Below are 23119 nucleotides of genomic sequence, written 5' to 3' on the forward strand. Positions count from 1 at the left end.
AGCATAAAAAATTGGCTGGGTATACCCAAATGTCACCCCCTGAAATCATGCGTTTTTACCTTTAAGTCATGATATAAAAGTCATACTATCCTTAGTCATAACCTAAAAGTCATTTGTGGGTAAAAAATGTACATCTTTGCTTATCTACGTGCTTCCACGCGAGAACAGGACGCTGAACGCGCCAGAAATCGTCTTCAGCAGTTTGTCGCCGAACGTGGACACCGGATTGCCAGCTGGTACGTTGAGAATGTATCTGGCGCGTCACTGAGGCGACCTGAGCTGATGCGACTGCTTGAGAACGCAGCTCCGGGTGATGCGATACTGATTGAACAGGTTGATCGCTTATCCCGTCTTGATGATGATGGCTGGAAAACACTTAAAGAGCTTATAAGCAGTAAAAGCCTGTCGATCATCAGCCTGGATCTGCCCACAAGTTATGTCGCGCTCGAGAACCATCGCGGAGACGAATTCACGGCCGCCATGCTACGCGCTATAAATGCAATGATGCTGGATATGCTTGCAGCCATTGCACGTAAAGACTATCAGGACAGACGTCGCCGGCAGAGCGAAGGCATAGTTAAGGCAGTAGAGAGCGGAAAATTCAAAGGTCGTCAGCCGAATCTGCAGATGCATCAGAATGTCATTAAGCTGCGTTTGCAAAACGGGATGAGTATCAGGGAGACAGCCTCAATTTGCGGTATCTCAGAGCGTCAGGTGATTAGGATTACGCAGCGCCATCTCAGTGACAGTGATCCTGAAGGGCAAGGGGTAGATGATGAAGCACACAGCATATGAGCGCGGAACTCAGGCAGCGGGTCTGTATAAGAAATTAACAAAAACAATGAGGCTATCAAATGATGCCTGCATAAGCTGGACCCAGAAAAACGGGCTACCAAAAATTTTGGGACGATTACCCGTCCCAATAGCAATTTTCTGTTTGCTGATTACAGCTCTGCTTTGCGGGGTAGTAATAGGTAGCATAATCGTTGTGGCAGCTATGTTTATTTATATGCTTTGCAACATAACTTTCAGTGGTCAAAACGACGATAGAAGTGATCCATCTTCCTCTTATGGAACTGAATGGCGTGATGGCTATGAGGGGTCAGGATTATACACAGGCTCATCGAGAGCAGGCTCTACGTCCTGCCGTGTTGACAACTATGATGATGAAGATGATGAATATTAGAGGGAGTTGCCTCCCTCTAATATGATGCTAAAGCTTCACCGCACTCTTAGCTGTATTAACTGCTTCTCCTCCGGCTTTTTGAACATCGTTGGTTCCGGTCTTGAATGCTGCTTCCAAACTGCCACCGATCCTAACTCCAGCCCAAGAAAGCGCACCCATCCAGAACGCCGGCAGTACCAGAAACATCGATGCCATAACGAAGTTCATGATCAGATCATCCGAGCTGTTCTGAAAGCCGGCCATGTTGAAACTGCTGTGCGTGTCCGAGCTGTAGAGCGCCGTCAGCAGCCAGCTGTCCAGCCAGCGCGCCAGTTCCCACCAGAATGTCAGGAAGTTAAGGGCGAATACCACAAACGTCAGCGTGATAACCGTCTTAATCTCATACGCTGAAAAAGCCAGAATAAGCGGCAGGACCACTACCACGGCCATCAGCAGTACGGCCTGCACCATGGGCAGTGCCTGGCGCATGGCATCGAATGCCGGAAACGCCGCAACGCTTCCCAGCGCGGTTCCGCCGATCGCCGCGACGCGCGACACCGAGTTATCAAGGGTGAAATCCGCATTGCCGCCGTAGCCGGCATAAACGTGGCCGCCCTGTGAAACCGTCAGGCTTTCAGGGCTTACCAAACGACGTATTACGGCCTCCCGGTAGTCGGTCGCATTGCCGCCGATCATGGACATGGCTGCGGAAAGACGGGTCCATAATCCCGGATCAGCCTGGTCCACGACGCGGGCCTGCAGGCCGGTTTCGGCCTTGCTCCACCATTCGCTGCAGGTCGGATAGCCGCCCCGGCCAGTGTCCGGGCGCCCGCTGTCCCGGCTTTCGCTCCACGGAAACGCGGCGCGGGGCGTTTTTGACTGCAGGCTGCCGTAATAGCTGCCCAGAAACGTCTTGCTGCCAATCCATTCAATGTCGCGCAGGGTAGCTTTATCCTTCGTCTGGCCCTGATCCTCGCGCTTCCACATGTACAGCGCCAGCGAATAGCAGTCGTTGGTGAAGTCCTGCAGCTCCTCGGCGAGCCCCTTGTTATTGATGCGCGTGTGCTGCACCTCAAAGCGGATCTGGCGCATGTCAGGACGGCAGGGGATGGTGGCGACGGACGCCTGGGTGATGCCTTTTGCCAGCTTGTGCATCAGATACCACCATATCGGTGCGGCGGCTGTCTGGTCGTTAAGGCTGGAAATCACGGGCGAATAGCCGGTGTCATCCGGCGCCTTTGGCGTCCAGGTGCCGCACGTCTGCGCGCGGGAGGCATCATATTTGATGGTGCTCATGTCCACGTTCATCAGCGGCATGCAGCAGGCAATCATGACCAGAAAGGAGGTGTAAATGGCGTGCTCCATCCGGGGAATGGACAGCGCACCCTTGTTTCCCTCATCCTCACCTTCCTCCCGGACCTTCAGCCAGATGCCGATAAGGCGAAAGGCCACCGGAGCGGCAAAAAGGCCGGTACTGAGCAGGATATTCCACAGGCCGTTATTGACGACCCAGCCGAGCAGGGTCAGGAAATACTCCAGGTAACTGTTTGTCAGCATTATGACGCTCCCGTGCCGCTGAGCAGCACCAGTTCACACACCACGGCGAAAATCACGCTGACCGCGGCGATCCGCATAAGCGGCTGCCGGTACTGCGAACTGAACCCCGGCGCGCGCAGGATTTTCACAAATCCCCACGTCAGGCCGCCGTATATCGCCAGCCGCCACATCAGCCAGCCGTATTTTGCCTGCTCCATCCACTTGCTGAAGGCGGCCGCCTGGTCAGGGTTTTTGATCGCGTTGTCCGCAATAACCAGCGCGGCCAGCAGCAGAGCCAGCAGCGTGCCGGTAATGATCAGCGTGCGCTGCAGAACGGGATGACGACGGAAAAATGAGGCGCGGCGCGCCTCCTTTACAGGTTTCATGGTGCGGGCCTCTCTCATTTGCTTTCAGTCTCGGGCACCGCCAGGCGGTTCATGCGGCTGTCCGTGTTGTCATCGCTCTGGGTCTGCGGGTTGCTGTTTACGCGGCCATTTTCGCGATCGATGATGGTCAGCACGGAGTTGCGGGACAGCTCGCGCTTGAGCTCCATTTCGTTACGCAGCGCGGTGATTTCACGATCGATCGCTTCGACGCGGCGATCGCCTTCCGATATCGCCAGTGGCTGAGATGCCGCGTTCGGCTCTGACATACCGGTGACGAGCATGCGGCGCATGAGCAGGGCGGTTTCAACCGTATCAGCCATCGCCAGTTCGCCGGCTAGCCTCGCGGTAAGGGCGGCATTGTCCGGATCACGCTGCAGCGCCCTGATGACGCCGGCGGTAATCGGCAGGCTGCCGGTTTTCAGCTTCGCCAGGTTGGCGGCGTTTGGCGGCTCGCTGCCGTTGACGAGCTTCACAAGCTGCTCAGTATTGGTCTTTGTGGTCTCTTCAAGAATGGGCGCAAATCCCGTGCCGGCAATGGTGGTGTTGGGCTTTTGCTCTTCACCTCCGCTGGTACATTCAGACGCATTGGAGCAGGTACGAAGTGAGCGATCGCCAAGAACCTGGACGATTGCGTCGGCGGCTTTTTCCGCACTTTCAAACTTTTTGCAGGCTCCGCCTTCACAGCTGTCGCTGTGTACTGAGTCCGTGCTGAGAACGGGCAGGCTGTTCATCATGTTATAACCGGCGGCGGCAAGATCATGAGTAGGGCGAATCGCCTTCTGGCCCTGGCCTCCACTCATCTCTCCGCCTATCCAGCTTCTGCCCGCTTTGCCGCCCAGCTGTTCCGATTCGTTATCCACGCGCACCGCATCAGCATCTCCACTGTTAACCAGCGATTTGTATTCCTCCATCATGGCGCCCTGAGTCCACTTATTGCCGTCGGAAAAGTTCATCATCCGCTTCGACATATTGCGGCAGTTAAGCTGCGCCTTATCAAACGCCACATTTGCCTGCAGCACGCCGTTGGTGAGCATGTCGTACAGGCCCGGATTGGCGCGCTGTATGACCATGGCCGGCAGGCTCGCCACCGCGCCGGTGGCGCCCTGGATTACTTCGCCCATGAGATTTTTGTAGCCGCTGGTTACGCCGTTCAGCTGGTTGCCCACGGTGGTTTTCAGATCGAAGTTGCCGCACATCAGATCGCTGCTCCAGCCGATATTCATCCCCAGCTTGCGCATGCTGTTGCGCGTGGCCGGCTGGGAAATAACGGAGCCGCCGCCGAGGGTGTAATACAGCTTGTCGGACACCGCGCCGCTGACGTCTTTGCCATAGCCGATCGCGCTGTTGTTGACCGAGGGGAGCGAAATGCCAAACGCCGACGAACGGTTATCATCGTCAGCCTGAGCTGAGCCGAGTGTTCCGGCGAGCGCGACGGCCAGCACGGCTGTTTTAATTTTGCGTGATGACATACTTGCCTCTTAAAAATTGGTTGAATACAGAAAGGTCTGGCCGCGGCGCTTGCAGCAGCTGTAGGGCTGCCACAGGGCGTACGCCTCGTTGCCGTCCTGCGCCGTGGGCCAGGCGCCGTCGGGGAATACGGCGCAGGTGGCCGAGAGCGTGGGGGACAGTCGCTGCCATTTATGATTAGCCGTGCCGGTGTTTTCCTTCACCTCGCCCGGCGGCCAGTAGCCCGGCTTGCGGGTGCCCTTCAGCTGCTGATAAACGTGGATCTGCCCGGATCGGGTGATGATGTCGGCCACGCGCTGGGCGACGACGGCGGAAGCCTTGTCATCGTCCGTCTGGCTGACGAAGCCCGAGCGGGGATAGAGGTTGCCCCACATGTTGGCGCTGGCCTGGCTGCCCAGCTCGCGCTGTCCGGGAATAAGCGCCTCCGGATAAAGCGATTCCGGCAGGCCCGAACGCCACATAAGGGAGTCCAGCGTACTGAGGAAGTAAGGATTGAGCGCGCGGGCCGCCGTGTCGCAGGAGTAGCCGGCAATGCTGCCGCCAATCAGGGAGGTTGCCGGATGCCCGATGGCGTCCGCGTATTTGAACTTGATGTTTGACTGACGACGTCCCGCGTCCTTGATGTCGGCGGCATTCCCTCCTCCGGCGGCGGCGCCGCTGGTCAGCCCGCCGTCAACGACTCCGGCAGCTCCGCTCATAAAAGCCATTTCATGCCAGGGATTGCCGCCCGGGCCTGTGTAGGTCGATACCACCACTTCAGGGATGTAGTGCGTCACCTTAACCGAGGTTTTGACCGAGCAACCAAAGGGCGTACACATCAGCCAGTAGCAGACGCCGCTCACGCGCCAGCTGATGCAGTCCTGCGTCACCGCACTGGCGATAATCCCGGCGGTATTGATGGCTGCGAGCGTGGCGGGCGCTGCGGCCACGGCAAGAACCGAGGCCGTGCCGGCGGCGCAGAGGTGTTTTCTGACTGATCCGGGCATCAGTCTGCCCCCTGCATGCGGTGCAGGTTTGCCTGTGCCACGTCAGCCGTGCCGTATACCACATCCCGATCATCAAATACGACGGCGGGGTACTTGTGCAGGCCGATTTCCCAGGCATGGACCACCTGACGATAGGCGCCCGCAATCTGCGCCTGTTTCCTAGGCCAGTCGGGTGACTGAATGACCTGCTGAGCCTGCAGGGCGGCCTGCTCAGGGTCTGACGACAGATCGCCGAATATGGCCTGCTGCAGACGATCGGGCCCGTCCAGCCAGACAACTTCAGTATCGGCGGTAAGGTTCAGGGGAGGGTGCTGAGCGTCGGTGAAAACGACGGTGCCTGCCATTACCTGGATGGGTATCAGCAGAGAAAAAAACAGGAGTGGCCTGATGCGCATTGCAAATCTCCGTCACGGGTATCAGGGTGCCAGCGTGACAGCCCGTGCTCGGGGATTCAGCAGTAAACTCTATTTCGGATTTTGAAAATTTGTCGGCATTGGCGGAAGCATTTTGAAAAATGGAACAGCGAATGTCTGCTTTGTGCTAAGAGCGGACGTTACGGGGCGTCAGATATCTAAAAAAAGTATGGTCCGCTTGGATAGGATACTTACACAGGATGCGATACAGAGTTTCTATCTCTTTGTGGTAGCAAACTGAGATTTCTGAGGGATAATCCCCCCAATAAGTTGAAATGACATATCTCGATAATGACTCTATACAACTACCAGTACCAGGAGAGACCGCAATGGATATTGTCAGTCGGGTTGAGCTTTTAAGAACAAAAGCTTTTTATCAGTTGCTTGTGGACAGGCTTGGAACTGAGGCCTGGGCTACTCGCAAAGCTGCATATTTGAAGCGCATACGAGAGAAGGAGTCTAAATTCAACATCAATCTGCCGATAGAGCCCCAGCTCTTCTTACCAGCAGAAGATGACATCGACTGGTACATTCTGGTTTCGTATCTGTCTCATGATTTTCCATATAGTGATGCTACTTACAGCAGCACGCGGATCTACCCCTATGCTATGGCCATAGGTGCTGTTGCAGACCAGCTTCGCAAAGTCCCATACGTCGATGATGTTCTGGACAAAATGCTAGCAAATAACAACAAACCAGAAACTCAAATTTTTGAGCTGCTGACGGCATCGTTCTACCTAAAGAACGGCTATGAGGTTGCCTTCATCCCGGAAAACAGCCTTGTCTGGGCCGATGGAAAGACCAAAAAATCACCGGATATGCTCGTCAAGTTAGGTGATCTGGAGTTCTACGTTGAGTGCAAAAGGTCGGATAAGCAAACCAAGTACTCAAAGACCGAAGAGCAAGCTTGGGCCAACATATGGCATGAATTGAGCCAACATATGCTCAAAGTCGCACCGTGGAACATTGTGGATATAATTTTCCATGAGCAGGTCGGCAGTGTGACTCCGGCGGACATTATTAAAGCGGTGAATCTAGCCATTGAAGGGGGGACGGGAAAAGCTAATGAGGGTTCATTCAGTGTGGGAATACGAGCCATCGACAAATTAAGGCTCAAACGTCACTACCGAAAATTTTCAGTCAGAGCCAATAGCCCACAGCATGAATTGCTGGTATTTGGGGACCTAGATAGCAATGAGAAACGAAGTATTTCGACTATCGCTCAGCGAGTTATTCGTCCTGGCACCAATAACGACATTCTCAATATTTTTGTAGAGGATGTTGCAAAGTGCGTTGGAGCTCAGTGGCGCTGCGATCATGAGATTTCTCTTGGCCGCAGATCCAAACATTTCAAGAGCTTGCTCAATGATGGAGTCATGCAGATTCCCCCTGATCGTACTGGCGTGGTGCACATTTGGTATGAGACTTGCGAAGGCATAGAGATCGAAGAACTACGTAGGGATAAAAACATGGAGAATATCTTAGCCTACGATGCCTCTAAAACAACCGTGTTGGGTGCTTTCCTGCATGCCGTGAATTATTACCCGTTAGAGGAAAACTATGATTGGGCTGAGACCGTGCAAAACTTTGGCCGCATGCCGCATTTGATGGGGCTCTTCCCTAGACAGTCACTGATGCTTACATCTGACTCGACGCGTGCGGTCGAAGGTGTAACACATTGGGAGCAAGATAAGGTTGCAAAAATCACGCGTTGAACGTGGCTGGAGTAGGGCAATACTGGAAACATAACGCTTCACCGCGTTTCATGACCTGCTCCCCGCTGATTAAAATACGTTATCGTTGGGTGGAAAAAACAATTTCCTACGTCCGCTCCTCGCTCATAGCGGACTGTTCTCCTGTAAACTCTACTGTAAGACAGGGAGGTTATATCTGGCAAAATTTGAAAAAAAACCGGCCTTACAGGCCGGTAATTTTATCAGAGATGACAACAGACATTAATCCTCGAACACGCTGTTAACCCAGAGCGTCATATACACCATATCCGCCGCATCGGGCACGTTGACGTACCAGCGGGGCGAGTCAAATTCGTCGTCCAGCGGCAGGCTGGAGCGGCCCTCCTGAGTCACAAGAATATCCGCCCGCTTTCCCCGGCCATCCTCCAGATGGATGGCGACGCAGCTGTTTTTCCCGATCCGGTGCGGATTGCAGGTAATGGCGACCGGAGGCTGCAGACGATCCTTCAGCGCGCCTTTCATCGCCTCAAGCCGCTCCTGCGTGCTCTGCGTGGCGACAGGTTCGCCCTGCGGATACAGGCCGAAAAGCGTTGGCGTTGGCGTCTCGTTGGCCGCCGGGTTTTGCGTTACGGGGCGCGCGTATTTAAGCTTAATCATGCGGTCAGCTTCTCTCTTTTATCGTTGTATTCCGGCATCCCTGCCGACTCAGCCGTCATCAGTCCACGCAGACGATCCAGTTTTCTTGCTACGAGAATAGCAGCATCCAGCTCCGAACAGTTATGTTTACGCATCAACGCCTTGCGCTCGGCCTTCTCCTCCTTCTCCGTCATGCCCAGCGCCAGAAACAGGCTGGGCGGCACGGCCCGGAACAGCGCCTGCATTTTTTTCGACAGCACCACGCCCTCGGTGTAGCACCCGGAAAGCTTGCTGGCGGACAGCAACACGGCCTTTTCCTCCTCGGAAAGCGTGCGGAAGCGGGCGATGTCCTCCACCTCTTTCTTCGGCATGGTCAGGCAGATCCACCACTCGGCCATGTTCAGCATTTTGCCTGCCGCCGCCGGGTAATCCTCAAGGTTCTGGGTGGCAAGCCAGAGCCAGGCGCCGAGCTTACGCCACATCTTGACCACCTTGGTCATGTAGGGCGCCAGAAGGGCGTTAACGGTCACGATGTGCGCCTCATCCACCGTAAACACGATGTCGCGCTCAAGGTACTGGTCGCGTTCCGCGATGTTGTTGACGGTGTTGGTCAGGGACACCATGGTCAGCGCCATCTGGGCCTCATACCCCTCGCGGGCCAGGTGGCCGAGGTCGATGAGCGTGACGTCCGCCTCCGGCCACAGCGAACCCTCCCTGTTAAACAGCTCGGCCTCAAAGCTGCCGGGCTGGGTGAACATGCCCAGCGACTCCGCCATCTCCGCCGCTTTGGCCCGGCGCGACTCGTTACGCACCTGGCCGCCGTCGACGGCCTCGTCCGTGGATATGCGGTTCAGGGCGTTCTGCAGGTCGCTGGGCAGCATCTGGCGGTTTTCATCCAGGGTCTGACGGGCGGCCATCAGCAGGGCTTCGCGGATCATGGCCCGGTCGGCGCGCCTGAGCGCGGCGTCTTCCTTCGGGTCGCCGCCGGTGATCATCATGCGGGCGGAGATTTCCATTTCGCCCAGGATGTCGCGCTTTTCATTATCCTCCCCCTCGTCGTCCTCATCGATCTCCGGCAGGTCGCTTTCATCCACCGCCAGCGGCGGGGCGTCGCTTTCAAACAGCTTGTGCGCGTCGGCGAACGGCGGCAGGGTCACGCCGCTGCCCGGCTTGACGCTGACCTTGTTCACCGTGAGGCCGAGGCTTTCAAAGTAGTCCGCCGTCAGGCCGAAGCTGTTGCCGGCCTCGGCGATGAACAGGCGCGGGCGCTGGACGGCCATCAGCTGGCAGAGCATCGAGCACAGGGTGGCCGACTTGCCCGCCCCGGTTGGCCCGAACAGCAGCATGTGCGCGTTTTGCGAGCGGTCGTGTTTGTTCAGGGGATCGAAGTTCAGCACGTCGCCGCCCCGGTTAAAAAAGCTGAAGCCCGGGTTGCCGGTGCCGGTTTCCCGCCCGCTGACGGGCAGCAGGCCGGCCAGGTGCTGGACCCACGTCAGGCGGGTGTACCAGTTCTTTTTGTCGTGCTGCGGGTTAAAGCACATCGGCAGCGCGCGCAGCCAGGCGTTCAGCGGGCCGACCTCGTGCTCGGCGCGAACGGGCTGCAGCCCCTCGTTGAGCAGCACCGTGGAAAGCTCGATGCGCTTGCGGTTCATCTCCTTCATGTCCCTGGCCTGCAGGAAAAACGTGATGCCCGCGCGGTACAGCTTGTGCCGGTTGCCCAGCAGCTCCTTCACTGCGGCCACGTCCTGGCGCACGCGCCCCGACTCGGTGTTTTCCCCGATGGCGTTCTTTGCCAGCCGGTTAAACTTCTCCTCCAGCGTGTCCTGCGGCTCCGCGATGATGGTCATGCACAGCATGGTGCCCTCGGGAAACATGTCCATCAGGGCGTTGACCTTTTTCTCGCCCCGGCTTTTCTCCCCGGTCAGCGTGCCGGGCTCGGGCGGCTTGCGCAGCCGCTCAACCGTCAGGGCCGAGTGGGCTAGGTTATCGAGCCACCACACGCCGTTTTCCACGTCCGAACGCGGCGGCGTGAACAGCAGCGTCTCGGAGAAGTCGTTTTCCACGGGGATCATGCCGTCGGGCGTGTTGCGGGTGTCCTCGTAGGCCGCCGCGCGGTAAAATTGCTCCCGGTCCATGCCCTCCGGCGCCGGGTTAAACAGGCGCAGGAGCCAGGCGTGCACCTGCAGGCCGTTCTGCCGCGTGCAGCCGATGTTGACGCTGGAGAGCGCGCCGCACAGCCTTTCGCACGCCTGGTTCAGCATGCCGACCGGCGGCATCACGTCGCGGCTGTTTTTCTCCACCCAGCGGTACACCACCATGCGGGTACGCCGCTGCTGGCCGCGCCACGGCTGGCCGGTGATAAGCTTGTCCACGAACAGCCCCTGCGGGCGGGAGATGCCGCGCAGGTGGCTTTCGGTTTCCTTCAGCCACGCCCCGGTAAAATCCGTGTGCTGCGCGTGCGGCTTAACGTACCCGCGCAGCCTGTCCAGGTAGGCGTCCACGTCGTTTTCATCCTGGCAGAAAAACTGCACGATCCAGGGGTTGGCCTCGATGTCGTCAAAGCTGTCCTGCAGCGCGTCCTCAACCACGTCCCGGATCTGCTCCAGGCGCGCGTCGGGACGCCCCTCGGTGGCAACCGGGGTGATGTCGTACACGGCTCCGACCGAGACGCCGTCGTCCAGCAGCAGGCACTGATCCTCGTCCAGAAACTCCGCCCACGGCAGGTAGTCCACGATCGACGGATTGTGCGAGTACACCTGCCTTTCGTCGCCCCGCGTCATTTTTCCCGGGCGCGCCAGCGGCTCCGGGCCGTCCTGCTCCGGCGCGGCCTGTCCGGCCGGCCGGTTTTTCTTAAAGAGTCCGAACATCACAGCGCCTCCGTGCGTTCGCCAGGCATCGCGTACTGCGTCTGGTCATAGAAGGGGAAAACGGTGCTGTAGCCCGGCACGGGCGTGTTGCCCTGCGCCAGGTGCGGGAAAACGTACATCACCATGTCGGGATTCGGCAGGCGCGGAAACTGCTGGCTGATCTCCGACTCCTGGGTGCGGCTGTAGCTGCGATCGTCGCCGGCCGTCGCCTGTTGTTCGTTATCGGTCAGGGCGCGGCGCAGGGCGGCGCGCCCCTCCACGCCGCGCGACGGGCCGCTTTCGCCGTCCGTGCCCTTCCAGAGCTCCAGCATGTTGCTGTCGCCCGCCGGCAGCATCTCATCCTTTGACGTGGAGCAGCCCGTCAGGGTGGCGGCCGCGACCAGGACAAAAACGCCGAGTGTTACTGAAATCTGCATGTCACTTCTCCTCAGTCGAGCCCGCCGGTGCTGCCGTCTTCACCGGGCAGGGTGAAGTCGTAGCGCACCCTGCGGCCCTTGTCTTCATAGTCAATTGCCAGCTCGCGGGTGATGTGCACGGCGAGGTGCGCGCCCGGCTGAACGTAAATGGCGTCAAAGGTCTGGCCGTAGCGCTGCTTCACCCACTCGGTGATCTCGTCGGAGCTGCCGGAAATCGCCTTGCCGAGCACGGCCTGTCCGGCGTCGCCGGTCAGCGTGGAGGTGACGCCGCCGTAGGCGTTGGTCTGGCTGGTCTGCTGGTTCTGGCCCACCGCATCGCCGGCCGCGCCGGCGGCGCCCAGCAGGCCCAGCGTCGGCAGGTACGTGGACGCGTTGGATTTACGCGTGCCGGAAATGCACGGAATGCCGTTCTCGTCGGAAATCCAGCCGATGCCGCCGTTTGTGCCGGTGTCTTTACTGCCGTTCTGTGCGTTCTGACCGTTGCCGGACTTGCCGCTGCGGTCGGGCTTCGGCAGCGTCCGCACCGTGCCGTCGGTGAACACAAAGGTAATGCTGCTGACCTGGCCCCTGACGCAGGACAGGGTCCAGTCGCCCGAGGCCGTGCCGGACACGATGGCGCCCTCCACGTCCGGGAGCTCGATGCCGTTGGCGGTCAGGTTGTCCTTACCGATAAGCACCTTGAAGGGATACGGATCGGTCACGGTGCCGTTGACCGGCACGCGGCCCAGCAGGGCGGTCATGGCGCGGCTGCCGATGAGCGTGGAGTTTTCCGGCAGGGTGTAGACCGGCTCGGCCTCGTCTTCCTCACCTTTTTCGCTGGTTGAACCCTTAACCTGCTGTTCATAGTTTGCCTTCTGTCGGGTAACGGCATTTTCGCTCATGAAGGAGGTCGGAAAGGCCGTTGTGCCGCCGGCGCTGGCTGAGGCGTTGCCGCTGCCGCCCTGCCCGGACTGGGTGCTTTTGCCGTCCTGCGGCGTTACCCATATCAGGCCGTCGCCGCCCGCCGCCGCCGTGGCGCCGCTGCCCGCGCCCATGCCGTCCAGCCCGAGGCCCAGCGGAATGTCGCCGTCCTGGCCGCCGGCCTTGTCGGCCAGCCCCTTGCCGGTTTTCTGCAGCTGGGAGGTCAGGTCGTTGATTTTTGACGTCAGCGCGTTCTGCTGCTGGCGCAGCTGCTTTTCGCGGTCGCTGAAGCCCTTCTGAACGCCCTGAACGGCCTCGTTAACCTGCCCGGACACGTTCTGATTCCGCTCGCGCAGCTTTTTATTCTCGTCCAGCAGGTCGGCGTTCTGTTTGTTCAGCGTGGCCTGCTGCTGCCGCACGGCGTTCAGGGATCCCACGATGGTTTTCAGCGTGTCCTGCGGCGTGTCGCCCTCGACGCCGAGCGCCTTCAGCTCCTGCGGGGAGAGGTTCGCCAGCGCCGGGTCGGCCTGCGCAGACGTCTGCGCGGCGGGCTCGGGCGCCTTGCTGTTGTGGCTCTTGACCGCGATAAAACCGCCGGCGACGAGAACCGCCGGCACCAGGACCTTAACCAGGCCGTTTGACTTAATCTTCATAGCGGATCACCTTCTGGGCGGAACGGACTGCCTTGCGGGCGGTGGACGGCTCGCGCACGAACGCCTCACCGGCGCGGCCGGCGGTGACCAGGTACAGCGTGGTGGTGTCCTCCGGCGTGCCGGCGGCGCCCAGCCAGCGGTGCTGGAAGGCGGCGGTGATGAACTGGCCCTGCAGCTCCCGCGGATCGAGCACGATCTTTTGGGAAGAGGTGTTGCGCACCCGCAGCGCCACCACGGTTCGCCCGGCCGCGCCCCAGCCGGCCACGGGTGACACGGTCACGGGCGCCGAGGGGTAAAGCGTGGTGATGCGGGACGGCAGGTGCGGATTAACCGGATGAATTCCGGGCACGCCTTCGACCGTGCGCACCGGGGCGTACAGGTTCTGCGCGGCGTAGCGCGTCAGCAGTACCGGAATGGGCGCCTTGTAGCTGACCTTTTTGCGCCGGGCCGGCGCCCTGCCGGCGTCCTCGCCGGACGTCGGGGCAGCGTCGGCGGCGGCGCTGCCGGCCGTGCTAACGTCGCCGCTGTAAATGATTTTAACCGGCTCGGTCGGGCCCGTGCCGGCGGCGCGGACGTCCAGCAGGATCACCTCGCCCGACTCCATGTCCTGCAGCTGCAGGCGGGTTGCGGGGAAGTCGCTGTCGGCCTTCAGGTAGACTGCGCCGCCGGTGCTCTGCACGCGCAGCTTGCCGTTCAGCGCGGGCGGAAAGCCGACGCGCACGTTTTTATCGGCAAAAATAACGCGCTCGGCGCCGGTTTTCAGGGGGATCTGCAGGGGAACGCGCTCCCACTTCATCAGCTCGTCGGCCCGCGCCGGCGCCGCGCCCAGTATGGCTGCCGGGATCAGCGCAAGCGACAGCGCCACCAGGCAGGCGCGGGAGCTGAACGTTAACGTTGAGCACATCATCAGAACATCCCCTTGTTGGTGTGTTTAGGCAGCTCCGGCGCTGCGGACAGGCGCTGCGGAATGCCGTCGTAGCAGTCCAGGGCCATGCCGAACGGGTTAGTCTCGGAGTCGCCGTCCCAGCGGACGACCCTGATCGGGTAGCGCACGGTCACGCGCTTGACCGGCTCGGTGAGGTAGTATTCATCCGCGACCAGGTCCAGCTTCACGACCCAGTTATCGCGGTCAACCACCTTCACACTGTTGGTGTCGTAGCCGCGACCGGGAATTTCATAAACCACGCGGACGCGGTCGGTAAGCTCGTTTTTCTCTCCGCGCTGCTTCGCGTCTTCCTCAAGAAACGCCTTACACTGCGGCGTGAGATAGGAGGACAGCGACTGAATGCGGGCGGGATAGTCCACCTTGCCGTTTTTGGGCCAGGCGTTGAGCTGCTGAAATATGTAATAGGTAAAGCCGTATACCGTCGGCGGCGGGATTTCCCACCAGGGGCGGGTGCTGCCCTTGCGCAGGTCCGGCGGGTTATGAATGGTCAGCTTTTCCGGGGCGCGCATCCAGCCGCCCAGGGCAGTCATCAGCAGTAACAGCAACACGACGCAGGCCGCCCGCAGGGTAAAAATATGCTGATCGCGGCCCTTAACCGCGTGGCGAAAACGACTCATTTGGTACTCCTGATGCTCTTGCTGCGACGCAGGGACCAGCCCCGCGAGTCGATGATGAGTGAAGGATCGCCGAAGCCCGTGCGGCGCATTTTCAGCGCGACCTGCTGCCACAGGTAGTTCTCAGGCTTGCCGCGCTTTCTGGCGGCGAGCCATCTGCCGCCGAAGGCGATCAGCACGAGCGGGAGCAGCAGGGCCACCGTCGGGACCGCCAGCCAGCCAAAAATGAAGGCGAAGGGCAGGGAGAGCACAAAACCGATGCCCACCCCCGCCAGCGCCGCCATTCCCAACTCGGGGGTGGTAAACCCCCGAAAAACAACAGGCTCAGAGTTCAGGCGATCCGGCAGAAAGCGAATGGTCGCCATCCGGATGTGCTCCTTAGCTGATAACTTCGGCAGATTTGCCCAGCAGCCAGATAACGGCAACCAGCAGAACGATACCCACCACCACGATGGAGCCGAATTTGGTCCATGAGGCGCGGTCGTTGCGCACCTCGCCGAACGTCACCAGGCTCGCCTCGGCCACCTTGAAGAAGGCAAAGCCGCAGAGCACCAGGCCGCCCAGCACAAGGCCGTCCTGTACGTGGCCGCTCAGGGTGCCCATCAGGCCGTTGCCGGCGCCGCCTGAGGTTGGCCCCTCAACCTGAGGCAGATCGGCCAGGGCAGGGGCGGCGGCAAACGCGCTCAGCAGGCCCGCGGTGAAGAGGCGTGCCCAGGCTGATTTGGCTTTAACTGAAACGCGGGACAGAACGGAAGAAAATGTAGACATGATTTCACCTGTATTGGGTTGATTAAGGGTTAACTGCAAAACATCCAGATACTTACGACTAACAATAAAACCGTGCGGACCACGGCCCTGCCCATGGCGGCTGACTTAACGCGATCCCCGGACCAGCCCGACCAGACGTCGACGATGGCCCAGGCGGCCCAGAAAAAAAGGAAGCCAATCAGCAGGCCAAGACACAGCAGGTGCATCCCGCCGGGTTCCAGATTTCCTGAGGCGGCTTTAAAGGCCGCTTCCTGCGCGGCGGTCATCGCCATCAGGGGCGTTCCCGGCGGTAGTTACCGGCCACGCCCGACAGATCGCGTGGCTGTGCCCGGGACGGCTCAAGGTAACGATCGATGCCGGCGCTGATGGTGCGCAGGTCGGCGCTGGCGCGCTGGTAGTCAAAGAAGTAGCGGCCACGCTCCGTGTTATCCTCCTGGGCGGCGGCCACCCGGGCACGCTCCAGCGACGCCTGCACCTGAACGATCATGCGCTGGGCGGACGTCAGCTCATCCTTTTCAGATGCCTGAGCTGACAGCGCCGTGAGAGATGAAAGGCCCAGCACGCCGCCACACAGAAAAAGTCGGGCTACCGGGCGAAAAGATTTCATATGCACCTCCAGTGGTTGTTTGGTGCGGTAAGGATGCGGAATCCGGGCGAACGGGTCAGCCGTTAATTCATTACCCGAAAATGAAAATTAATTGGGAGAGGTTGAGGTGAGGCGAATTGGTTAAAATATTTTAGAGTGTTGTAACTATTAATTCTTACTGTCGCACCGCTGCGCGGCTTGCCTGCTGACGACATTACCCGAAACGAGTTCAGGTAACGTCGGCCAGCCTGGTGAAAACAGTGGGTAAGCAGTTAGGGCATTAAAGTCAGCTATGAGCGATCAACGGACATTCAATCGTTATCACTAAATGTCGTTGTAGTATTCAGAACCTGAAAAAGCAGCAAGGTTAAAGGCCATTCTGAAATTGAATGCTAGTAATTTTTCAGCGCAACACACCGTGATTTCTATAGGGGCTTAATTGTGGTGTAGAGGGTGGATAACATTTACTCGGGATCTGCTTCATTGCTACACTCTTAAAGGAATGAATGCCTCTACAGGCTCAGAATAGCAGGGTTAACAACGTGGCAAGCGCAGAGCAAATTAAAGCACTTATTAAATCGCATATCAGTCGCGATGATGGACACTTTTACTCAGTGGCCATGCAAGTTGCTGCGCACGAAGCACGGCAGGGACATGGTCGGCTTGCTGAAGAGCTGGTAGGTATGCTTGATAAAGGCAAAGCAAAGCTTACCAGCGGTAAAGACGGCAAACTTGTACCACTCGCCGGTGCTGCAAAGTCTCGTACCGATCTTGGCAACCTGCTTAGTATCAGCGAGCCAGACTACCGTTTGTCTGATGTTGTGCTGGAAGCATCAGCCGAATCTCAGCTTCAGCGAATTATTCGCGAGCAGCGGATGATGAATCGTATTCGTGAACACGGGCTGTCACCTCGCCGCAAAGTGTTGCTGGTTGGACCGCCAGGAACCGGAAAGACTATGACCGCCTCTGCGCTGGCTGGCGAGCTTGGAATCCCGCTTTTTCAGGTTCGTCTGGACGCACTGATTACTAAGTTTATGGGTGAAACTGCCGCAAAGCTGCGTCAGGTGTTTGATGCCATCGCTGAGATCCGTGGCGTCTATTTCTTTGATGAGTTTGATGCTATTGGTTCGCAGCGTACTCTCACCAACGATGTGGGTGAAATTCGTCGAGTACTGAACAGCTTTCTGCAGATGATTGAACAGGATAATTCAAACAGCGTCATCATTGCTGCAACTAACCATCCTGAAGTTCTCGATTACGCACTGTTCCGCCGGTTTGATGACGTAATTGAGTATCATCTGCCCTCGGTGAAGCAGGCGCAGGCTCTGCTGCAGTCGCGTTTGGGTGACTTTACTCCTAAACCGTTCCGCAGAGCCAGTGTGGCCGCACTTCTGGAAGGACTGAGCTATGCGGAAATCTGCCGCGCGGCAGATGAATCAATCAAAGATGCCATCATGAATGACAGCAGTCGCGCGGAGCTGAGCCTACTTAAAAAAGCGCTTGAAGAGCGGCATGTTATCGGTAGAAGGCTAACGAATAAAGGACTGAGTCCAGCGAAAAATGACGGAATCCACAAATAAACGAAGACTACACCTGACTCTCCCAGGAACATCAACAGCGCTCAGATATACTGCTCATACCTCGCGTGGTAGCCGTCCTGCACTGCCCGAACTCAACCGGGAACAGCATGCTGGATTCCTCCTGAGTCGACTCGAGAATATACGTATTATTGCAGCTCAGAATCATGAAGCGCAGGACCAGGCTGAACTGCGCAGTGGTGCGGGTGTACAGGTGGAATTTGTGGGCCGTGCTGATGTGCCACTGGCTTTTGAAAGCCTGAAATACGAAACGCCACGTGACCCGACACAAAGAATCGAGCTGTTGAGTGTGCGGAAGGATGGGGATGTTATCTCAGCAAATGTGTTTATTCCCCAAGGGAAAATCGAGCACTTTGAAAAGTATTTGATTGATTATGTAAACCGGAAAACACGCGCGGATGGTGTCGCCGCTGATAATAAGCCACTGATTAACACCCTGGCGGACATTCGTCTTGCTACCCTCCGCTCTCTTTGGACTGATGTTCCGGATCTGCTCCCTGCGGACGAAGCGCTTGCATTCTGGTGGGAAGTCTGGCTCCCCGTGAAAGGCGATCGCGCAGCCGTTCTTCACGACTTCAGGGTGCTGGTACAAGCAACGCACTGTGAGTTAAGTGAGCATATTGTGACATTTCCTGAGCGCACCGTAACCTGGATGTTTGGGTCTCAGCATCAGCTCGCTCAGGGCGCGATACTACTTAACTCTATTGCTGAATTGCGGCGGGCTAAAGACACGGCAGAATTTTTCACCGGGCTAAGACAGGATGATCAGCGCCTGTGGGCTCAGGAAACGCTACTTCGCCTTGAAGCTCCCGCGGAAGATGAAGATGTTCCCTTTGTGTGCCTTCTTGACTCGGGCGTTAACCGGGGACACCCTCTCCTTGAACCACTTCTGAGCGAAAATGATATGCATACCGTCAATCCAGATTGGGGGACTGACGATCGTGCCGACCATGGTACTGGCATGGCGGGTTTAGCTGCATTCGGTGACCTTTATGATGCGCTCTCCTCAGGAAAATCCCTTGTCATCAGGCACCGCCTTGAGTCGGTGAAACTTACGCCTGCGCAGGGCGCAAACGTGGGTGAAGCAAAACAGCACGCCCGTCTGTTCAGCGAGGCGGTAAATCGGCCAGAGGTCTTTAACGGCAGCAGGCGCCGCGTTTTCAGCTCTGCTGTAACGTCAACGTTCTACCGTGATCTTGGCCGCCCATCTGCCTGGTCGGCGATGGTAGACAGCTTGGCCGCCGATGCTGACGCGGAGGCTCCTATCCCGCGTTTGTTTGTGCTCTCAGCGGGCAATATTTTTGACCGCAATCACTGGAATACCTATCCGGACAGCCTGTCGGTCAATCAGATACACGATCCAGGGCAGGCGTGGAATGCGCTGACTGTTGGGGCCTTTACGGAGAAAACCACGCTGGACTACGCTGAATTCAGGCCTGTCGCAGCTGAGGGCGGCATTAGCCCATTTTCCTCAACTTCTTCAGCCTGGAGCAGTGAATGGCCGCTTAAGCCAGACGTAGTGTTTGAGGGCGGTAATGCAGCATCCAACGGTAACGATGTCGACAACTTCCCTGAGCTGGAACTTTTAACTACTGCATACAATCCACATCGTCGTCTTTACTGGACAACCAACGCTACCAGCGCGGCCTCTGCATTATGTGCCCGAATGGCTGCCAGTCTGATGGACCTTTATCCTGGCTATCGCCCTGAGACCATCCGCGCACTCATTACCCATTCTGCGCGCTGGACAGCGGAAATGCTGCGTATGTTCCCATCGAACAGTCAGACGGGTTATGTCAGCCTGGTACGCCACTGCGGATGGGGAGTTCCCGATATGGAGCTGGCCTGTTGGAGCGTCAGTAACAGCCTGACGTTGGTGGAGGAGAGTAGCCTCAAGCCTTATATTAAAACACGCAAAGGTGTAAAAACCCGGGACATGAACCTGCATGCTCTGCCCTGGCCTGTAGATGAACTTCTGGCTCTGCAGGGCGCTGAGGTTGAGATGCGCGTAACGCTTTCTTATTTCATTGAACCTAACCCGTCCGCCCGTGGGCATAAATCACGCTTCCATTATCCTTCACACCGCCTGCGTTTCGTGATGAAGCGCCCTCATGAAAGGGATGAAGACTTCATTGTGCGCGTGAATGCTGCTGCGGAAGAAGAGGGGGATCGCCGAACAGGAAGTGATAACAATTGGCTTCTGGGCGCTAATCAGCGTCACCGCGGCTCGCTACATCAGGATATCTGGCGGGGCTCAGCAGCTGAGTTGGCGAACTGTGGCAAGCTTGCCGTTTTTCCTGCACAGGGATGGTGGCGAACGCGTCAGGCCCTGGAGCGATACAATTCAGACGCACGATACAGTCTAATTGTTTCCATTCATGTACCGGGTGTTAACGTCGATCTGCTGACACCTGTTGAAGTGAAAGTAGAGACGCTCATTCAAAATGCCGTCCATATAGTGACCTGATAATACCTGCGACTCCCCGCTCAGTAATGGGGAAGTGATGGGGCTTTAACATACCGGGCATCTTCGATTTAAATCGGGTTACTGACGCCATTTAGGCAGGTCGTTGTCAGGAGCGCAGGCTGAATAACTTCACTGAGTGGCTGGTGAACATCTCCAGCCACAGGTATCAGTATCAGAAAGAGTAAAATAGTCCAACGGTTACGCTTGTGTTGTCAGCGCGCTTCACGATAGGACTGTCCTTGGCTTTAGATGTCAGCTGCGTATATGTCACATCAGCATAGCTCCACCAGTTATCGTTGAACGCGTGAGTCCAGGATAAACCAGCATCATAACTGTACAATCCGCTGCCCGTTTTATATGCACTGTAACCAGAGTTAGCACTCTGTTCAGCATTCACACCGTAAAAGGTATTCATAAATCTTGCATCGCCAAAATTGGCTTTTGAAGATATTTCAAGCGTGTCCGACGATGTCTCCAGCAGTTTAAATTTCAGTCCTGCATTATATTGCATGCCCTGACTGTCAGTCAGAGGGGCAATTACGTTTCCTTCAAGCGCCAGGTAAGGATTAATCTGCCACCCAAGCGTTGATGTAGAATTAATCGCCGCCTTTATCTTCCCCATCCCTTTAAGCTTGTCTGAACCGTCGCGCCAGTCGGCGTCGCTGTCTTTTCTGCCAGCAGAGTAGCCCAGCGTCTCTCCCGCATAGAGGCCATTATCCCATGCATACTGATAGCCCAGGCCTTTGTCTGAATCCAGGAAGAAGTTGCCATGCTGAATTTTCAGATAAGGGAGTACACTATAGGTATCTTCATCCGAACCGCTGTACTTTGCCATTTCCTGAACGCCAACTCCGACAGTAATGTCAGTGGCAGGGTCAGCATCTGCAAGCACGCTAAAAGACATCAATGCGGACGGGAAGATAATTACGGCTGGAATGAACTTATTATATTTCTTCATGGTTAATATTATCTGTAATATCCTTAAATGAATGGCAATTATGCCCTTCATTAATCAATTAGCAGTCCAGTAATAATCAAGATTCTATCAAGGCACGAAATGAAAAAAATACTGATCATAGAAGACGACCTGGATGCGGCAAACGTGCTGGAAGCGTATCTGAGAAGAGACCACTTTCAGATCGTGATGGCGCATGACGGGCACAAGGGGCTGGAACTGGCTACAAGTGAAAAGCCTGATCTTATCCTGCTGGACGTTATGCTGCCGGGTATGAGCGGAACGGACATACTCCTTACTCTTCGCCGGCGTTCCGATGTTCCCGTTATCATGGTGACCGCTATCGGTGACGGGCCCGATAAAATCAGCGCGCTTCGTTATGGTGCTGATGATTACGTCGTTAAACCCTATAATCCGGGAGAAGTGGTGGCCAGGGTGCAGGCTGTACTGCGCCGCTCCGGTGCAACCCCTGCGGCCAAATCTCTGCGTCATGATAAGATTTTTGCTGACCTGGAAGCGATGCAGGCCAGTATTGAGGGACCGGAAGGAAGGATTGCGCTGGATTTGACGGCAACTGAACTTTCGGTACTGATAACTTTTATGGCGTCTCCTCAAAAAGCTTTTACCCGGCAAGCCCTGCTTGAGGCTTGCCTCCCCGACAGCAACGCACTGGAGCGCGTGGTTGATACGCATATTTATAACCTGAGAAAGAAGCTGGAAGCCGCAGGACAATCCAATGTGCTGATTAATGTTCGCGGAATTGGCTATCGGATGGCTGCAATATGAACCCCATCGGCGCAAACCAGGCTAAAAAAGAGTCCGGGCCCGGAAAAATTAATTCTCTAAAGAACTGGATTTACAGACGCTTGTTTTCACTGGTAATAGGCTGCATCGTTATCATTGCGTTCTGCATGTGGTTCCGCTATTTCATAACGAATACCTGGGTGGCTTACGAAATGCCTCCCGAAGTCCGGGCGGAACTTTCGTTATTACAAAAAAATCCTGAAAGCAATCCTGGCCGGTATCATGAAATTACGGATAAATGGTTCGGCATCAGTTACTCCGACCCCTCTATTGCAACATCAGACTGGATTTTACTGCTCGCGCTTGTGATGATCGCGGCCCCGATTTTATTTTTTATCATGTTACGCTCAGTTCGACCTATCTCGGTTCATATCAGCCGTCTGGCTTCCGTAGCGCGTGCGATCACCCGAGGTAATTTTGGGGTCAGCACGGCTGTGCCGGAAGAGCTCCCGGATGAGTTAAAACGGCTGTCAGAGGATATCAATGTCATGTCCGGTCAGCTTTCCCGCTATGAAAGAGAGCTAAAGGCGTCGAATGTCGCGCTGGCTCACGAACTCCGCTCGCCGCTGACGGCATCAATTGGCCGGCTGCAGGGTATGCTGGACGGTGTATTTGAACCTTCTCAGGATCAGCTGAATATGGTGATGCGCCAGCTGCAGGTTCTGAATCACCTGGTTGATGACCTGCACCTGTTATCGCTCGCTGATGCGGGTCAGCTGCATCTGAACAGGACAGCATGCAACGTCGGTGAGCTGATCCGGGAAAAAATAGCATGGGTCAGGCCACGCCTTATGGAAAATGATATCAGCGTTTCGTTGCTCAATCAGCCAGAAGTACAATGCCATGCAGATGCTTTCAGGCTGGGTCAGGTGTTGTTAGTGCTGCTGGATAACGCAATAAGATACGCAGCTGACGGAAAAGTGATCGAAGTTGAATACGGGCTGAAAAAAGAACACCTCTACATTTCCTGCAGCGATCACGGACCGGGCGTGAGCGATGAGTTTATGAAGAATATCTTTGTACGCTTTTCACGTGCAGATGCCTCTCGCGCCCGTCATTCCGGTGGTTCCGGTCTTGGACTCTCTATCGCAGCGACCATATGTCAGGCGCACGGAGGCGTGCTGGACGCACACCGTAACCAGCATGGAGGAATGACTTTTATAGTAAAAATCCCTATGCATGAATCTTAAAGCAATTTGTGCTTTTAAAGTAAATCTTGAAAGAATCTTGACCATATCTGGATTTAAATAGTCTGTAATGCA

The 23119-nt window shown here is 56.8% G+C and carries 24 protein-coding genes; 7 read left to right on the forward strand and 17 right to left on the reverse strand.

Features of this window, described 5'->3' with window-relative positions:
* The first annotated feature begins 126 nt into the window (after nucleotides 1-126).
* A complete protein-coding gene (locus ACJY2L_RS13520; RefSeq protein WP_187493923.1) occupies nucleotides 127-795 on the forward strand; it encodes a recombinase family protein in 669 nt (222 codons plus the stop codon).
* Complete coding sequence (locus tag ACJY2L_RS13525; RefSeq protein WP_187493924.1) at nucleotides 773-1186, forward strand: hypothetical protein; 414 nt, start codon at nucleotides 773-775, stop codon at nucleotides 1184-1186. The genes ACJY2L_RS13520 and ACJY2L_RS13525 overlap by 23 nt, the downstream gene beginning before the upstream one ends.
* A gap of 27 nt (nucleotides 1187-1213) precedes the next feature.
* Here ACJY2L_RS13525 and ACJY2L_RS13530 read toward each other — a convergent pair whose 3' ends face one another.
* The 6 genes from ACJY2L_RS13530 to ACJY2L_RS13555 all read right to left on the reverse strand — a co-directional run bounded on the left by ACJY2L_RS13530 (nucleotide 1214) and on the right by ACJY2L_RS13555 (nucleotide 6296).
* Nucleotides 1214-2722, reverse strand: a complete 1509-nt coding sequence (locus ACJY2L_RS13530; protein WP_187493925.1) for a conjugal transfer protein TraG N-terminal domain-containing protein — start codon at nucleotides 2720-2722, stop codon at nucleotides 1214-1216.
* The gene (locus ACJY2L_RS13535) at nucleotides 2722-3087 is read right to left on the reverse strand and encodes a hypothetical protein (protein WP_187493926.1); all 366 of its coding nucleotides are present in this window, start codon (nucleotides 3085-3087) and stop codon (nucleotides 2722-2724) included. The genes ACJY2L_RS13530 and ACJY2L_RS13535 overlap by 1 nt, the downstream gene beginning before the upstream one ends.
* A 14-nt stretch (nucleotides 3088-3101) precedes the next feature.
* The gene (locus ACJY2L_RS13540; protein WP_439214188.1) at nucleotides 3102-4556 is read right to left on the reverse strand and encodes an integrating conjugative element protein; all 1455 of its coding nucleotides are present in this window, start codon (nucleotides 4554-4556) and stop codon (nucleotides 3102-3104) included.
* A 9-nt stretch (nucleotides 4557-4565) separates the two neighbouring features.
* The gene (locus ACJY2L_RS13545) at nucleotides 4566-5540 is read right to left on the reverse strand and encodes a TIGR03756 family integrating conjugative element protein (protein ID WP_439214189.1); all 975 of its coding nucleotides are present in this window, start codon (nucleotides 5538-5540) and stop codon (nucleotides 4566-4568) included.
* Entirely contained in the window at nucleotides 5540-5935 is a 396-nt protein-coding gene (locus ACJY2L_RS13550; RefSeq protein WP_439214190.1) for a TIGR03757 family integrating conjugative element protein, read from the reverse strand. Before ACJY2L_RS13550 ends, ACJY2L_RS13545 begins: the two co-directional genes overlap by 1 nt.
* 145 nt (nucleotides 5936-6080) lie before the next feature.
* Nucleotides 6081-6296, reverse strand: a complete 216-nt coding sequence (locus ACJY2L_RS13555) for a DUF2180 family protein (protein ID WP_439214291.1) — start codon at nucleotides 6294-6296, stop codon at nucleotides 6081-6083.
* Between ACJY2L_RS13555 and ACJY2L_RS13560 the strand changes: the two genes are divergently transcribed.
* A complete protein-coding gene (locus ACJY2L_RS13560) occupies nucleotides 6283-7668 on the forward strand; it encodes a hypothetical protein (protein ID WP_439214191.1) in 1386 nt (461 codons plus the stop codon). The two genes, ACJY2L_RS13555 and ACJY2L_RS13560, sit on opposite strands and share 14 nt — an antisense overlap.
* 240 nt (nucleotides 7669-7908) lie before the next feature.
* Here ACJY2L_RS13560 and ACJY2L_RS13565 read toward each other — a convergent pair whose 3' ends face one another.
* The 10 genes from ACJY2L_RS13565 to ACJY2L_RS13610 are packed head-to-tail and all read right to left on the reverse strand — an operon-like array spanning nucleotide 7909 to nucleotide 16054.
* Entirely contained in the window at nucleotides 7909-8304 is a 396-nt protein-coding gene (locus ACJY2L_RS13565) for a hypothetical protein (RefSeq protein WP_439214192.1), read from the reverse strand.
* Complete coding sequence (locus ACJY2L_RS13570) at nucleotides 8301-11150, reverse strand: conjugative transfer ATPase (protein ID WP_439214292.1); 2850 nt, start codon at nucleotides 11148-11150, stop codon at nucleotides 8301-8303. Before ACJY2L_RS13570 ends, ACJY2L_RS13565 begins: the two co-directional genes overlap by 4 nt.
* Complete coding sequence (locus ACJY2L_RS13575) at nucleotides 11150-11566, reverse strand: TIGR03751 family conjugal transfer lipoprotein (protein WP_067437293.1); 417 nt, start codon at nucleotides 11564-11566, stop codon at nucleotides 11150-11152. The genes ACJY2L_RS13570 and ACJY2L_RS13575 overlap by 1 nt, the downstream gene beginning before the upstream one ends.
* A gap of 11 nt (nucleotides 11567-11577) precedes the next feature.
* Nucleotides 11578-13119 carry a TIGR03752 family integrating conjugative element protein gene (locus tag ACJY2L_RS13580; RefSeq protein WP_439214193.1) on the reverse strand — a complete coding sequence of 514 codons (1542 nt, stop codon included), beginning with the start codon at nucleotides 13117-13119 and terminating at the stop codon, nucleotides 11578-11580.
* Nucleotides 13109-14026, reverse strand: a complete 918-nt coding sequence (locus tag ACJY2L_RS13585; protein WP_439214194.1) for a TIGR03749 family integrating conjugative element protein — start codon at nucleotides 14024-14026, stop codon at nucleotides 13109-13111. The genes ACJY2L_RS13580 and ACJY2L_RS13585 overlap by 11 nt, the downstream gene beginning before the upstream one ends.
* Nucleotides 14026-14682 carry a PFL_4703 family integrating conjugative element protein gene (locus tag ACJY2L_RS13590; RefSeq protein WP_110412169.1) on the reverse strand — a complete coding sequence of 219 codons (657 nt, stop codon included), beginning with the start codon at nucleotides 14680-14682 and terminating at the stop codon, nucleotides 14026-14028. The genes ACJY2L_RS13585 and ACJY2L_RS13590 overlap by 1 nt, the downstream gene beginning before the upstream one ends.
* Nucleotides 14679-15044, reverse strand: coding sequence for a TIGR03750 family conjugal transfer protein (locus tag ACJY2L_RS13595; RefSeq protein WP_439214195.1), 366 nt, complete (start codon nucleotides 15042-15044; stop codon nucleotides 14679-14681). Before ACJY2L_RS13595 ends, ACJY2L_RS13590 begins: the two co-directional genes overlap by 4 nt.
* Before the next feature lie 13 nt (nucleotides 15045-15057).
* Nucleotides 15058-15447 carry a TIGR03745 family integrating conjugative element membrane protein gene (locus tag ACJY2L_RS13600; protein WP_439214196.1) on the reverse strand — a complete coding sequence of 130 codons (390 nt, stop codon included), beginning with the start codon at nucleotides 15445-15447 and terminating at the stop codon, nucleotides 15058-15060.
* Between the two features lie 29 nt (nucleotides 15448-15476).
* Entirely contained in the window at nucleotides 15477-15719 is a 243-nt protein-coding gene (locus tag ACJY2L_RS13605; RefSeq protein WP_067437306.1) for a TIGR03758 family integrating conjugative element protein, read from the reverse strand.
* Nucleotides 15719-16054 (reverse strand): RAQPRD family integrative conjugative element protein, encoded by a 336-nt coding sequence (locus tag ACJY2L_RS13610; RefSeq protein WP_439214197.1) that lies wholly within the window; start codon nucleotides 16052-16054, stop codon nucleotides 15719-15721. Before ACJY2L_RS13610 ends, ACJY2L_RS13605 begins: the two co-directional genes overlap by 1 nt.
* A gap of 521 nt (nucleotides 16055-16575) precedes the next feature.
* On the opposite strand from ACJY2L_RS13610, the gene ACJY2L_RS13615 reads away from it, so the two are divergent.
* Both ACJY2L_RS13615 and ACJY2L_RS13620 read left to right on the forward strand, forming a co-directional pair.
* Nucleotides 16576-17613, forward strand: coding sequence for an AAA family ATPase (locus tag ACJY2L_RS13615; protein ID WP_439214198.1), 1038 nt, complete (start codon nucleotides 16576-16578; stop codon nucleotides 17611-17613).
* Nucleotides 17594-20098, forward strand: a complete 2505-nt coding sequence (locus ACJY2L_RS13620; RefSeq protein ID WP_439214199.1) for a S8 family peptidase — start codon at nucleotides 17594-17596, stop codon at nucleotides 20096-20098. Before ACJY2L_RS13615 ends, ACJY2L_RS13620 begins: the two co-directional genes overlap by 20 nt.
* Nucleotides 20099-20270: 172 nt before the next feature.
* On the opposite strand, the gene ACJY2L_RS13625 is transcribed toward ACJY2L_RS13620, so the two are convergent.
* Entirely contained in the window at nucleotides 20271-21056 is a 786-nt protein-coding gene (locus ACJY2L_RS13625; RefSeq protein ID WP_439214200.1) for a MipA/OmpV family protein, read from the reverse strand.
* 99 nt (nucleotides 21057-21155) lie between these two features.
* Here ACJY2L_RS13625 and ACJY2L_RS13630 point away from each other — a divergent pair, with 99 nt between their 5' ends.
* Nucleotides 21156-21839 carry a response regulator gene (locus ACJY2L_RS13630; RefSeq protein ID WP_439214201.1) on the forward strand — a complete coding sequence of 228 codons (684 nt, stop codon included), beginning with the start codon at nucleotides 21156-21158 and terminating at the stop codon, nucleotides 21837-21839.
* Entirely contained in the window at nucleotides 21836-23047 is a 1212-nt protein-coding gene (locus ACJY2L_RS13635; RefSeq protein ID WP_439214202.1) for a sensor histidine kinase, read from the forward strand. The genes ACJY2L_RS13630 and ACJY2L_RS13635 overlap by 4 nt, the downstream gene beginning before the upstream one ends.
* Nucleotides 23048-23119 lie beyond the last annotated feature (72 nt).

It is taken from the genome of Duffyella sp. Ts4, from assembly GCF_051851875.1.
GTDB lineage: Bacteria > Pseudomonadota > Gammaproteobacteria > Enterobacterales > Enterobacteriaceae > Duffyella > Duffyella gerundensis.